This is a genomic window from Streptomyces sp. NRRL S-37 (assembly GCF_000721605.1).
In the GTDB taxonomy this organism is placed as follows: domain Bacteria; phylum Actinomycetota; class Actinomycetes; order Streptomycetales; family Streptomycetaceae; genus Streptomyces.
This window is the reverse complement of sequence record NZ_JOIZ01000026.1, coordinates 56427-69534: the sequence shown is the minus strand read 5'-3', so window position 1 is coordinate 69534 and position 13108 is coordinate 56427. Positions and strand designations below refer to the sequence as shown.

At 71.1% G+C, this 13108-nt stretch carries 8 protein-coding genes and 1 pseudogene; 7 read left to right on the top strand and 2 right to left on the bottom strand.

Annotated features, from left to right (window positions below):
- The first annotated feature begins 190 nt into the window (after window positions 1–190).
- The 5 genes and pseudogenes from IH50_RS0131690 to IH50_RS0131670 all read left to right on the top strand — a co-directional run bounded on the left by IH50_RS0131690 (window position 191) and on the right by IH50_RS0131670 (window position 8212).
- Window positions 191–1384 (top strand): LCP family protein, encoded by a 1194-nt coding sequence (locus IH50_RS0131690; RefSeq protein WP_030870116.1) that lies wholly within the window; start codon window positions 191–193, stop codon window positions 1382–1384.
- Window positions 1385–1644: 260 nt separating this feature from the next.
- A pseudogene (locus IH50_RS38105) lies at window positions 1645–3104 on the top strand (LCP family protein).
- 164 nt (window positions 3105–3268) lie between these two features.
- A complete protein-coding gene (locus IH50_RS0131680; RefSeq protein ID WP_030870114.1) occupies window positions 3269–4903 on the top strand; it encodes an LCP family protein in 1635 nt (544 codons plus the stop codon).
- 202 nt (window positions 4904–5105) lie between these two features.
- Window positions 5106–6539: an LCP family protein gene (locus IH50_RS38100; protein WP_420709151.1), complete on the top strand. Its 1434-nt coding sequence runs from the start codon at window positions 5106–5108 to the stop codon at window positions 6537–6539.
- 80 nt (window positions 6540–6619) lie between these two features.
- The gene (locus IH50_RS0131670) at window positions 6620–8212 is read left to right on the top strand and encodes an LCP family protein (RefSeq protein ID WP_030870112.1); all 1593 of its coding nucleotides are present in this window, start codon (window positions 6620–6622) and stop codon (window positions 8210–8212) included.
- A gap of 55 nt (window positions 8213–8267) precedes the next feature.
- Here IH50_RS0131670 and IH50_RS0131665 read toward each other — a convergent pair whose 3' ends face one another.
- Window positions 8268–9305 (bottom strand): glycosyltransferase family 2 protein, encoded by a 1038-nt coding sequence (locus IH50_RS0131665; protein ID WP_030870110.1) that lies wholly within the window; start codon window positions 9303–9305, stop codon window positions 8268–8270.
- 251 nt (window positions 9306–9556) lie between these two features.
- Between IH50_RS0131665 and IH50_RS0131660 the strand changes: the two genes are divergently transcribed.
- On the top strand, window positions 9557–10918 hold the full coding sequence (locus tag IH50_RS0131660) for an LCP family protein (RefSeq protein WP_030870107.1): 1362 nt from the start codon (window positions 9557–9559) through the stop codon (window positions 10916–10918).
- Between the two features lie 203 nt (window positions 10919–11121).
- Here IH50_RS0131660 and IH50_RS0131655 read toward each other — a convergent pair whose 3' ends face one another.
- Window positions 11122–11679, bottom strand: coding sequence for an acyl-CoA thioesterase (locus IH50_RS0131655; RefSeq protein WP_030870103.1), 558 nt, complete (start codon window positions 11677–11679; stop codon window positions 11122–11124).
- 119 nt (window positions 11680–11798) lie between these two features.
- On the opposite strand from IH50_RS0131655, the gene IH50_RS0131650 reads away from it, so the two are divergent.
- A complete protein-coding gene (locus IH50_RS0131650) occupies window positions 11799–13073 on the top strand; it encodes an LCP family protein (protein WP_078914159.1) in 1275 nt (424 codons plus the stop codon).
- Window positions 13074–13108: the final 35 nt, after the last annotated feature.

The following is a 13108-nucleotide window of genomic DNA, read 5'->3' as shown; positions in this document are numbered from 1 at the left end:
ACACACCACCCGTCACCCCCGGAAACACCCTTCGCCACCCCGCCGAAACCCACCCCCCGCCACACCCCCCGTCCGCCCCGCCCCCTCCCCCGTCCGGCGCACCACCACCCGCCCCCGGCGGCCGCCCCGGGTCATCGTCGTACGCGACGGCATCACCGCACGCCGTACGCAGTGAGGGGTGGACCCGGTCATGAGTGACACCGCAGGAGCGTCCCCCGCGCGGCCGGGGGGCGGCCGTGCCCTCGGTCCGGGGACGGGGTCCTCGGCGAGCGGGCGGGGCCGGGCCCGGCGCCGGCGGCGGCGCTGGGCGCGCGGCACCGGGCTCGCCGTCGTCGTCGTCCTGCTCGCGGCCGCGGGTGCCGGGTGGGCGGTGTACAGGAAGCTGGAGGGGAACATCACCCCGGACGAGGCGGCGGCCGCCGAACTCGCGCGGTTCGAGGAGGAACGGCCCACGGCGCTCGTCGAGGACGCCCGGAACATCCTGCTGATCGGCTCGGACTCGCGCTCCGGGAAGGAGAACGCCCGCTACGGGCGGGACGCGGGGACGGAGCGTTCGGACACCGTGATCCTGCTGCATCTGTCGGCGGGCCGGCGCAGCGCCACCGCGGTGTCGGTCCCCCGGGACCTGATGGTGGACGTGCCCGGCTGCCGCCGCCCCGACGGATCGCGTTCCGAGCCGGTGTTCACGATGTTCAACTCGGCTTTCGCGGTGGGCGGTTCCGCCTGCACCATCCGCACCGTCGAGAAACTCACGGACATCCGCGTCGACCACCACGTCGTCGTCGACTTCGGCGGTTTCAAGGAGATGGTCGACGCGGTGGACGGCGTCGAGGTGTGCCTGCGCGAGCCCGTCGACGACGAGGACGCCGGACTGAGACTGCCGGCGGGCCGGGTGACGCTGGACGGGGAGCAGGCGCTCGGTTACGTCCGGGCCCGCAAGACCCTCGGCGACGGCAGCGACACCAGCCGTATGGAACGGCAGCAGCGCTTCCTCGGCGCGCTCGTCAGCAAGGTGAGCGGCAACGACGTCCTGCTGAACCCGGTGAAGCTGTATCCCGTCCTGGACGCGGCCACCTCGTCGCTCACCACCGATCCGGGGCTGGCCAGCCTGCGGGATCTGTACGACCTCGCGCGCGGGCTGCGCGAGATCCCCACCGCGCGGGTGCGGTTCCTGACCGTGCCCCGGGAGCCGTACAGCGGGGACGCCGATCGTGACCAGCTCGCGCAGCCCGCGGCGGGGGAACTGTTCGCCCGGCTGCGTGCGGACCGGCCCGTGGCGGTCGCGCCGGCCGTGCGGGATTCCGCACCGGACGGCGGTCCCGGCGGGGTGTCTCCGGCGCCCACGTTCTCCGGCAACTCCGCCGCCGAGGACATCTGCGGGTAAAGCGAGCCCCAAGACCGGCAAAAGAGCTGTTCGGGACAGTGGCCCCTTGGTTCAGTAAATGCACGCATTGCCCGCTGTAAGGAAGCTGAGAATTCAAGGCCGACGTCGCCCCGCGGCGAACCGGGCGGTTAATGTGACGGTCCGGTGCGCCGGTGCCCGTCAGGCCCCGCCGCGAGGAGGAGCGCGCGCCGGGAAGACCGAGACCGGGCGTCCGGAGGGGAGGGCGCACCTCATGGCCCCGACGAAGGATGCGGACAGGCGTGGACGCGCAAGGACGTGAGCGGACGGAGAACGTCGATCCCGCGGATCAGTGGGTACTGAATCCGGACACCGGCGAATACGAACTGCGACTCCCCTCTTCCACGCCGCGGCCTGCCGTCCCGGGACCGCGCGGATCCGCCCCGCGTGACACCACCGAGGGCGCGCGGGGCCGCCGTACGGCCGCGCCCGGCCGTGAGGTCCCGCCTCAGCGGCGACGCCGTACGGCACCGGAGGAACCGGCGCCGGGGCGGCGCGGGCGCCGGCCGGCGAAGAAGGCGAAGAAGAAGTCGCGGGGCAAGAAGATCCTGCTGTGGACCGGCGGCACCATGGCGTTCGTCGTCCTCGCCACCGCCGTCGGCGGCTACCTCTACCTGGAGCACCTCAGCGACAACATCCAGTCGCTCCCCGACGACGGCGCGGGCACCGGTGGCTTCCAGAAGGACAAGGCCATCAACATCCTGCTGATCGGCACCGACAAGCGCACCGGTGCCGGCAACGAGGGCTACGGCGACAAGGGCAGCACGGGCCACGCGGACACCACGATCCTGCTGCACGTCTCCAAGGACCGCTCCAACGCGACCGCGCTCAGCATCCCGCGGGACCTGATCGTCGACATCCCCGACTGCCCGACCACGCAGGAGGACGGGACGGAGAAGGTCATCCCCGGCTCCACCGGCGTCCGCTTCAACACGAGCCTCGGCCAGGACGGCCGTACGCCCAGCTGCACCATGCGGACCGTCACCGAGCTGACCGGTGTGACCCCCGACAACTTCATGGTGGCCGACTTCAACGCGGTCAAGACGCTGACCACGGCCGTCGACGGGGTCGAGGTGTGTCTGGCGAAGGACATCGACGACCCGGACTCGCATCTGAAGCTGTCGGCGGGCAAGCACACCATCGAGGGCGAGCAGGCGCTGGCCTTCGTGCGCACCCGGCACTCGGTGGGCTTCGGCGGCGACCTGAGCCGCATCGAGATCCAGCAGCAGTTCCTCAGCTCGCTGATGCGCAAGCTGAAGTCCAACGACACGCTCACCAGCCCGTCCAAGATGCTGAAGCTCGCCGAGGCCGGCACCGAGGCGCTGACCGTCGACTCCCAGCTGGACAGCATCGGCAAGCTGAAGGACCTCGGCCTGGAGCTGGGCAAGCTCAACACCAAGAACCTGACCTTCGCCACGGTGCCGGTGGACGACAACCCCGCCGAGAAGGTCAAGGCGAGGCCGCGGCGGTCGCCGCCCGCCTCAAGGGCACCAAGGCCGACCCGTCCGAGGTCCGCGTCCGCCTGTCCGGATCCGCCATGAAACCCGGCGAAAGCGTCACCAACTCCCAGGGCCTGCCCACCATGACCCTCACCCTCGGCAAGGACTTCAAGGGCGCCGGAATCAAAATCAACGCCACCTCCGGCAAGGCCCCCGAGGAGGTCCAGAAGTCCACGGCGGACAAGGTCGAGTGCGCCAAGTGACCTGAGGGTCCCGTCACGCGTCCTACAGGGCGGCCCTGGTGCCGCCGGAAGGGCAGCCGATCCTCCGGCGCGGCCGTACAGCCGTTGAGGGCCGGCGTGTGTCCGACTGTGCGGAAGAACCGCGCGCGGGGGCACGTCCACGGAAGCGAGGACGGGGAGAAGGCATGACACACAGCGGTGTGCGGGGAGAGGGAACGCGGCCGGAGGCGGTCCGGTCCGCCGGGGACGGTCCCGGCACGGACGGCACCGACGGCGGGGGCGGCGGACGGCGCGACCACGGCAGGCGCCCCGGGCGGCGGCACCGCGTGCTCAGGTGGTCCGCGATGACGCTGTCGGTCCTGATACTCGGCACGGCCGGCGCCGGATACCTCTACTACCGGCATCTGAACGGCAACATCGAAAAGGGGGAGCGCAGCAGCGGCGACTCCAAGGCCCGCAGGACCGAGCCGAACGCCGCCGGGCAGACTCCCCTGAACATCCTGCTGATCGGCTCCGACAGCCGCGCCTCCGACGCCAACGTGGCACTGGGCGGCGGCAAGGACCACCGCGACAGCGCGCCGCTGGGCGATGTGCAGATGCTGATCCACCTGGCGGCGGACCGCGAGAGCGCCGCGGTGGTGAGCATTCCGCGCGACACCCGGGTCGACATCCCCGAGTGCACCGATCCGGAGACCGGCAGGACCTACCCGGCGGTCGACACGATCATCAACGAGTCGCTGGGCCGCGGCGGGCCCGGCTGCACGCTGGCCACCTGGGAGAACCTCACCGGTGTCTACATCGACCACTGGATGACCATCGACTTCGCGGGCGTGGTGCGGATGGCCGACGCCATCGGCGGTGTCGAGGTCTGCGTGAACCAGAACGTGTGGGACCGCCCGCTGCCCCGGGTGCCCGGCGGCTCAGGGCTGAAGATGAGGGCCGGGTCCAGGAAGGTGAAGGGCGAGCAGGCGCTGCAGTGGCTGCGCACCCGGCACGCCTGGGGCAGCGACGTGCTGCGGACCCGGGCGCAGCGCATGTACATGAACTCGGCGATGCGCACCCTGCGGGGCCAGAACGTCTTCACCGACACCGGCAGGCTGATGGGCCTGGCCGAGGCGGCCACGAAGTCGCTGGCGGTGTCCGAGGAGATCGGCACGGTCAAGAAGCTGTTCGACCTCGGTATGCAGCTCAAGACGGTCCCCTCGAACCGCATCACCATGACGACGATGCCCACCGTCCCGGACCCCGAGAACGCGAACCACCTGCTTCCGGACGGTGACGACGCCGAGCGGATGTGGGCGATGCTCCGCGACGACGTGTCCTTCGACGACAACGGCGGCAAGGACGACGGCGGCGCGAAGGCTTCTGCGAAGCCCTCCGCGGAGCCCACCGCGAAGGCCTCCGATGCCGCCGCCATCGACGTCCTGGTACGGAACGCCACCCGGTCCGCCACCCTCGGACCGGTCGACGGCCGTGCGCACGCCGTCGCCGGGGCGCTGGTGGAGCAGGGCTTCGACCGGGCGACGGCGGACACGTCGGCGGCGCTGTCCGAGCAGCGGACCGTCGTCCGTTACCCGGGCGACGAGTCGGCCGAGGACGCCCGCCGGGTCGCCGAGGCACTGGGCATCCCGGCGAGCGCGACGCGCAAGTCGACGGACGTGTCCGGGATCACGGTCGACGTCGGGGCGGACTGGCGTACGGGCACGTCGTATCCGCGGCAGAGAAAACCGGAGGCCGGGGACCTGCCCGACAGCAGCGACGCCCTGAACGGGTCCGAGACGGGCGCATGCATGGACGTGTACAAGCCTTACCGATGGTAGGAATTCGGCACATAAAGGGAGTTGCTTCGAGGGTGGGAACGTCGGATACGTCACCTGTACCGTTCGACGCTCAACTTGGCAGATAGTGTGAGCATCCCCGTGCCCCCGCCATGAGATCCGCTCTGGCGCAGTGCACGTGCCGACCTTTACCGTGCGCCTTCGGAGCAGGCGCCGCGTGGCCCTGACGGAGGATGGGAAAACCGTGGACGCGCAAGGACGTGGACGGGCAGACGACGTCGACCCCGCAGACCAGTGGGTACTGAATCCGCGGACCGGCGAATACGAACTGCGACTGCCCTCTTCCGCACCGCAGCCGGCCGTCCCGGGACCGCGCAGGTCCGCCCCGCGCGACGCCACCGAGGACGCGCGGGGCCGCCGTACGGCCGCGCCCGGCCGTGAGGTCCCGCCCCAGCGGCGACGCCGTGGTACGGCGCCGGAGGAACCGGCACCGGGACGGCGCGGACGCCGGCCGGAGAAGAAGAAGTCACGGGGCAAAAAGGTCCTGATGTGGACCGGCGGCACCATGGCGTTCACCGTCCTCGCCGCCGGCGTCGGCGGCTACCTCTACCTCAAGCACCTCGAGGGCAACGTCACGACGACGGACGTGGGCACCGCGGGCAGCAGCAGCTTCAAGAAGGACGAGGCCTTCAACATCCTCATCATCGGCACCGACAAGCGCACCGGTGAGGGCAACGAGGGCTACGGCGACAAGGGCAGCACGGGCCACGCCGACACCACGATCCTGCTGCACGTCTCCAAGGACCGCTCCAACGCCACCGCGCTCAGCATCCCCCGCGACATGATCGTCGACATCCCCGACTGCCCCACCACGCAGGAGGACGGGACGGAGAAGGTCGTCCCCGGCTCCACCGGCGTCCGCTTCAACACGAGCCTCGGCCAGGACGGCCGGGACGCCGGCTGCACCATGCGCACGGTGAAGGAGGCGACCGGCATCCAGCCCCACCACTTCATGATGGCCGACTTCAACGCGGTCAAGACGCTGACCACGGCGGTCGGCGGCGTGAAGGTCTGTGTGGAGCACGCCGTCGACGACCCGAAGTCCCATCTGAAGCTGCCCGCCGGCGAGTCACAGATCGAGGGCGAGCAGGCGCTGGCCTTCCTGCGCACCCGGCACTCCTTCGGCAACGAGGGCGACCTGGACCGCATCAAGGTCCAGCAGCAGTTCCTGGGCTCCCTCATGCGGCAGATGTCCTCCAGCGACACCCTCACCAGCCCCACCAAGCTGATCAAGCTGGCCGAGGCCGCGACCAAGGCGCTCACCGTGGACAGCGCCATCGGCACGGTGGGCACGCTGAAGGACATCGCCCTGGAGCTGAAGAAGGTACCGCCGAAGAACATCACGTTCCTGACGGTGCCGGTGGTCGACAACCCCGCCGGAGGCCGCGGCGGTCGCCGCCCGCCTCAAGGGCACCAAGGCCGACCCGTCCGAGGTCCGCGTCTGTCCGGATCCGCCATGAAACCCGGCGAAAGCGTCACCAACTCCCAGGGCCTGCCCACCATGACCCTCACCCTCGGCAAGGACTTCAAGGGCGCCGGAGTCAAACTCGACGCCGCGTCGGCCGAGACGCCCGAGGTGGAGAAGTCCACGGCCGACAAAGTTCAGTGCGCGAGTTGAGGCCGTAGCGCAACCTCACGGGCCCGTCGTATGTCTCCAAGACGTACGGCGGGCCCTGAGGGCTGTGGAGGACGCAGAAGTTGACGCAGAACAGTGTGCAGGAGGCCGTACCGGCCGCCGAGGCCGAGGACGAGGCCGCTCTCGGGGAAGGGAGCGGCGAGGGTCCGGGCGACGGGCGCAGGGCGCCGCGCAAGCACCGGGTGCTCCGCTGGTCGGCGATGGTGCTGGCCGTGCTGATAGTGGGCACGGCCGGCGCCGGCTACGTCTACTACCGGCATCTCAACGCCAACATCGAGCAGCAGGAACTCAACCTCGGTGACCAGAAGATCCCGGAGCCGACGCCGAACGCCGCGGGGCAGACCCCGTTGAACATCCTGCTCATCGGCTCCGACGCGCGGGACAGCAAGGAGAACCAGGAACTCGGCGGCGCCCGGGAGACGTTCGGCTCCACCCCGCTGGCGGACGTCCAGATGCTGGTGCACCTGTCCGCCGACCGCAGCAACATGTCGGTCGTCAGCATGCCGCGGGACACCCTCCTGGAGATCCCGAAGTGCACCGACCCCGACGACGGCACGGTGTACCCGGCGAGCAACAGGCGGGTGATGACCAATCAGAGCCTCGGGCACGGCGGTCCGGGCTGCACGGTCGCCACCTGGCAGGAGCTCACCGGCATCCACATCGACCACTTCCTCATGGTCGACTTCGCGGGTGTGGTGGCGATGGCGGACGCCATCGGCGGTGTCCCGGTGTGCGTCGACGCCAACATCCACTCACGCGACAGCCAGGGGCACGGCTCCGGCCTGAAGCTGGAGAAGGGCACCCACCCGGTCAAGGGCGAGCAGGCCCTGCAGTGGCTGCGCACCCGGTACGGCTTCGAGGACGGCAGCGACCTGGCACGGGCCAAGGCCCAGCACATGTACATGAACTCGATGGTCAGGGAGCTGCGCGAGAACGCCACCCTGGGCAACCCGAACAAGCTGCGCAGGCTCGCCGAGAAGGCCACCGAGGCACTCACCGTCGATCCGGGCCTGGACTCGGTCAAGAAGCTCTACGACCTCAGCACCGAGCTGCGGAAGGTCGAACCGGAGCGCATCACCATGACCACCATGCCGAACCGGTACGTGGGCGCGCGGGTGGAGCCCACGGAGGACGCCGAGCAGCTCTTCCGGCTGGTGCGCGAGGACATCCCCCTGGACGGCGGGGACACGAAGAAGAAGGCCACCCCGACGCAGGAGGACCAGGGCCCGGACGACCCGGCCGCCGAGGACGCCGAGATCCCGGTCCTGGTGCGGAACGGCACCCGCACCGACACCCTGGGCGCGGCCCCCGGCCGGGCCGGCACCGTGGCGGAGCTGCTCGTGGAGGAGGGGTTCACCAAGGCGGTCGCCGACCGGAGCGCCTCGCTGAGCGAGAAGACGACCGTCGTCCGCTACCCGAGCGCGGACCTGGAGGGCGACGCCGCGGCGGTCGCCGAGGCCCTGGGCCTCGCGCCGGGCGCGGTGCGCAGGTCGACCGACGTCTCCGGGGTCACGCTCGTGGTGGGCGCGGACTGGCGCGAGGGCACGACGTACAAGGCACCCGAGGAGAACAACGAGGTGCCCGAGACCGCCGAGGCGCTCAACGGCGCGGACGAGAAGGCCTGCATGAAGGTGGACCCCGGGTTCACCTGGTGAGAACGGCGTCAGGGGCCCCTCTCCGGGCGGGAGAGGGGCCCCTGACGGTGTCCGGTCAGTGCGAGGCGGCGTCCGCGCGGACCGGGGGGCGCCGGCTCGCGATCACCTTGCGGGCCAGGGACTTCGGGCTGGTCAGGAAGCCCCAGCCCCACGACATGTGCATGGTGGCCAGCGCCACCGGGATCTGCAGCCGCGCCTTGAGCGGCAGCCCCTTGCCGGCCGGTATCGACCCCAGCACGATCGCCGCGAGGTACCCGCCGGGCACCACGAAGCCCCACGGGGTCAGCGCGGCGCCGGCCACGATCCCGGCCGCGATCGCGCACACCGCGGCCGGCGGGGCCAGGTAGCGCAGGTTGATGGAACCGGAGTGGTAGCGGGCCACGACGTGCCGCCAGCGCCCGTAGTCCTTGTACTGCTTGGCCAGCGCCCGCACGCTCGGCCGGGGCCGGTACGACACCTTCAGCTCCGGCGAGAACCAGATCAGCCCGCCGGCCTCACGGATGCGGAAGTTCAGCTCCCAGTCCTGGGCGCGGATGAACTCCACGTTGTACCCGCCCTGCTGCTCCAGCGCCTCGCGCCGGAACACGCCCAGGTACACCGTCTCGGCGGGGGCGGCCTCGCCGCCGGTGTGGAAGGCGGCGTTGCCCACACCTATCTTCGACGTCATCGCGGCGGCGACGGCGTGCTCCCAGTCGTTCTCCCCCTCGGCGTGCATGATGCCGCCGACGTTCTGCGCGCCGGTCTCCTCCAGGAGCCGTACGGCGGTCGCGATGTAGTTCGGGGAGAGCATCCCGTGCCCGTCGACGCGGACCACGACCGGATGGCGCGAGGCCTTGATCGCCGCGTTGAGGGCGGCCGGGGTGCGGCCGGTCGGATTGGGCACGGTGTGCACCCGCGGGTCCTCGGCCACGAGCTCGGCGGCGATCTCGTCCGTGCGGTCCGTGGACGGACCGAGGGCGATCACGACCTCCATCTCGCCGGCGTACTCCTGGGCGAGGATCGCGCGGACGGCGCCGCGCAGATGCCGCTCCTCGTTGAGGACGGGCATGATCACGGAAACGGCGGGGAGCCGCACGTCGGGATTGGCGTTCATAGAGGGCTCACGTTACCGCGAACGGGGGACACCGATGCGCGTGCCGGGGGCGATGTGCCGGGCCGCAGATCGTATCGGCCTACCGTGCTCACGATCCCACGTACGGCCGTCGTCCGGAGGTGTCCCCCTTGCCCACGCCGCCGCGGTCCCCCCGGCCCCGCCCCGCACCGCAGCGTCCCCCGCGGCCGGCCCGCACGGGCCCTGGGCCCGCCGCGCCGCCCGTGCCGCCGCGCGGGAAGCCGCGCTGGGTCGTGCGCACCGTCACCTCGCTGTCGGTCGTGGTGCTCGCCTCCGCCGGGATCGGACACGCGGTGATGAGCGGCCTCGACGAGGACATCGCCCGGGTCGACCCGTTCCACGACATGAAGAACCGCCCCGAGGCCGGTCACGGCATGAACATCCTGCTCGTCGGCACCGACGGCCGGGAGAGCATCGGCGAGGAGGAGCGGGAGAAGTACCGGCTCGGCGGGGCGCCCTGCCACTGCACCGACACGATCATGATCGTGCACATCTCGGCGGACCGTGAGCGGGCCGCCGTGGTCAGCCTGCCCCGCGACTCGTACGCCGTGACGCCCCCGCACACCGACCGGGTGAGCGGCGAACGGCACCAGGGGCACCCCGTGAAGCTGAACGCGGCGTACGCCGAGGGCGGGCCCCGGCTGACCGTGCGCACGGTCGAGAAGATGACCCGGGTGAAGATCGACCACTATCTGGAGGTCGACTTCACCAGCTTCATGAAGACCGTGGACGTGGTCGGCGGCGTCGAGATCTGCACCGACAGGCGGCTGAAGGACAGCCGCACCGGCCTCGACCTGCCCGCCGGCCGGCACACCCTCGAAGGCGGCCGGGCCCTGCAGTACGTCCGCTCCCGGCACGTCGACGGCGCCTCCGACCTCAGCCGGATGAGGCGCCAGCAGCATTTCCTGGCGGCCCTGGTGGAACGGGTCACCTCCTCCGGGGTCCTGCTGAACCCGCTGAAGTTCCGGGACGTGACCCGGGCGGTGCTCGGCTCGGTCCGCGCCGACAAGGGCTTCGGCACCGGCGAACTCCTGGACCTCGGCCGTGCGATGCGGAACTTCTCGCCCTCCTCCTCCGAGTTCACCACCGTGCCGGTCTCCGACATGAGGCACACCGTGAAGGGCGTCGGCGCGACGCTGAAGTGGGACACCGCGCAGTCCGAGCGCGTCTTCGACGCGCTGCGCCGGGACGAGCCGCTCTCCGTGCGCCGCACCCCCGACGCGGCGCTCCGCGTCCCGGTGGATCCCCGGCACATCCGCGTCCAGGTCGAGAACGGCACCCGCACCACGGGCCTCGGCCGGCGGGTCGACGCCGCGCTGGCGGCGACCGGCTTCGCCACCACCCGCGCCCCGGTCAACGCGGCGCGCCAGGACGTGCGGCGGACGGTCGTCACCTACGACCCCCGCTGGGACCGCTCCGCGAAGTCCCTCGCGGCGGCCCTGCCCGGCAGCGAGCTGCGCGCGGTGGAGGGCCAGGGTGCCACGCTGAAGGTGATCGCGGGCGCCGACTTCGAGAAGGTCCGCAAGGTGCGGGCGCGGGACCCGGGGGAGGGCGAGTTCGGGGTGGTGCGGGGGGACGAGGTGGGGTGCTCCTGAACGCCGGGCCGGGCGGCGGGCCGGGCCGGGCGGGCCGGGCGGGCCGGCGCGCGGTTTCTCGCCCCCGCCGCCCCTTCCCATCCCGTCCCCGGGGGCTCCGCCCCCGGACCCCCTTCGCGCAGTTCCCCGCGCTCCTATGGGTCGATCCCGTTCGCGCCCACGCGGCGGAGCCGCATATCGGCACAGCCCCGCGCCCCTATGGGTCAGTCCTCGAAGCCCTCCGCCGCCCGCTTCTCCCGCAGCTCCATGATCGCCCGGCGGCGGGCCAGCCGGTGGGAGCGGCGGATCTGGGCCTCCTGGTAGCGGCGCCGGTCCCGCTCGGTCTCCGGTATCACCTGCGGCACCCGGCGCGGCTTCCCGTCGGCGTCGACGGCCGCGAACACCAGGTACGCCGAGCCGACCTGGGTGGCCGGCGCGGACTCGTTCCAGCGCTCGGCCAGCACCCGCACCCCGACCTCCATCGAGGTCCGTCCGGTCCAGTTGACCTGGGCCTTCACATGGACCAGGTCACCGACGCGGACCGGTTCCAGGAAGGCCATCTCGTCCATGGAGGCGGTGACGGCAGGCCCTCCGGAGTGCCGTCCGGCCACGGCGCCCGCCGCGTCGTCGACCAGCTTCATGATCACCCCGCCGTGCACGGTGCCCAGCAGATTGGTGTCGTTGTGGGTCATGATGTGGCTGAGGGTCGTACGGGACGCCGAGGTGGGCTTGCCCGGGATGTCCGGACTCTCCGTGGCTGCGGCGGGGGCCTGGTCTGTCATGGCCTCCACCTTATGCCGAGGTCACATCTGCGGAATTTGTGTCAGCTTCGCAACAGCGGGGCCCTGATTTTCCGACGACCCTTGTATGGCACACAGCGGGGACCTGCACACTGTGTCCCATGACTGATTGGCCCGAGGCACGGTCCGACGACAACCGCGGCGGACGTTACGGACGCGGCAGCGCGAGCGCACAGCCCGAGGGCGCCCGTGTCATGCGGCAGGTCCGCCGCGGCCCGGCGGCCCCTCCCGGGCAGGGCGCGTACGGCGGTGTCCCGCAGCAGCCGTCGTACGTGGACGGACACGGCAGCGGCGGCGGCTACGACAGCGGCTACAACACCGGCCAGGTCTACGGCACGCCCGGCGGCGGTGGCCCCGGCGGGCCGGGCGGCGACGGCTACGCCCCGCAGCGCCCCGCGCCCGACTGGCGCCGCCGTATCAAGTGGACGGCGATCACCGTCGTCACCGTACTGGTCGTGACGACCGTCGGCACCTACTTCTGGGCCGACTCCAAGCTCAACCGCGAGGTCGACCTGTCGAAGGTGATCGAGCGGCCCGAGAAGGGCGAGGGCACCAACTACCTCATCGTCGGCTCCGACAGCCGCGAGGGCATGACCGCCGAGGACAAGAAGAAGCTGCACACCGGGTCCGCCGACGGCAAGCGCACGGACTCGATGATGATCCTGCACACCGGCGACAACGGCCCCACCCTGATCTCGCTGCCCCGGGACTCCAACGTCGAGATCCCGTCCTTCGTGGGCTCCGAGTCGGGCAAGAGCTACCCCGGGACCGGCCGGCAGGTGAAACTCAACGCCGCGTACGCCGAGGACGGGCCCGAACTCCTGGTCCGCACGGTCGAGTTCAACACCGGCCTGCACATCGACCACTACGTGGAGATCGGCTTCGGCGGCTTCGCGAGCATCGTGGACGCGGTCGGCGGCGTCGAGATGGACATCCCGCAGGACATCAAGGACACCAAGTCCGGCGCCGACTTCAAGAAGGGCAAGCAGACCCTGAACGGCGAGGAGGCCCTCGCCTTCGTCCGCACCCGGTACGCGCTGGCGGGCTCCGACCTGGACCGTACGAAGAACCAGCAGAAGTTCCTCTCCGCCCTGGCCAACCAGGTGGCCACGCCGGGCACGGTCCTCAACCCCTTCAAGCTCTACCCGACCATGGGCGCCGGCCTGGACTCCCTGATCGTCGACAAGGACATGGGCCTGTTCGACCTGGCCGACATGTTCTGGTCGATGAAGGGCGTCAGCGGCGGCGAGGGCACGTCCATGAACATGCCGATCGCGGGCTCCACCGGCGGCAACCTGCTCTGGGACAAGACGAAGGTGAAGCAGCTGGTGAGCCAGTTGAACAACGACGAGAAGGTCACCGTCAAGGGCGACTGAGACCGGCCGCGAGCAGGACGTGGGCACCCCGCGCG

Bases quoted from the DNA above. Each gene is read 5' to 3' on its own strand.
- IH50_RS0131690 (WP_030870116.1), top strand. From the start codon at position 191: ATGAGTGACACCGCAGGAGCGTCCCCCGCGCGGCCGGGGGGCGGCCGT.
- IH50_RS0131680 (WP_030870114.1), top strand. From the start codon at position 3,269: ATGACACACAGCGGTGTGCGGGGAGAGGGAACGCGGCCGGAGGCGGTC.
- IH50_RS0131665 (WP_030870110.1), bottom strand. From the start codon at position 9,305: ATGAACGCCAATCCCGACGTGCGGCTCCCCGCCGTTTCCGTGATCATG.
- IH50_RS0131655 (WP_030870103.1), bottom strand. From the start codon at position 11,679: ATGACAGACCAGGCCCCCGCCGCAGCCACGGAGAGTCCGGACATCCCG.
- IH50_RS0131650 (WP_078914159.1), top strand. From the start codon at position 11,799: ATGACTGATTGGCCCGAGGCACGGTCCGACGACAACCGCGGCGGACGT.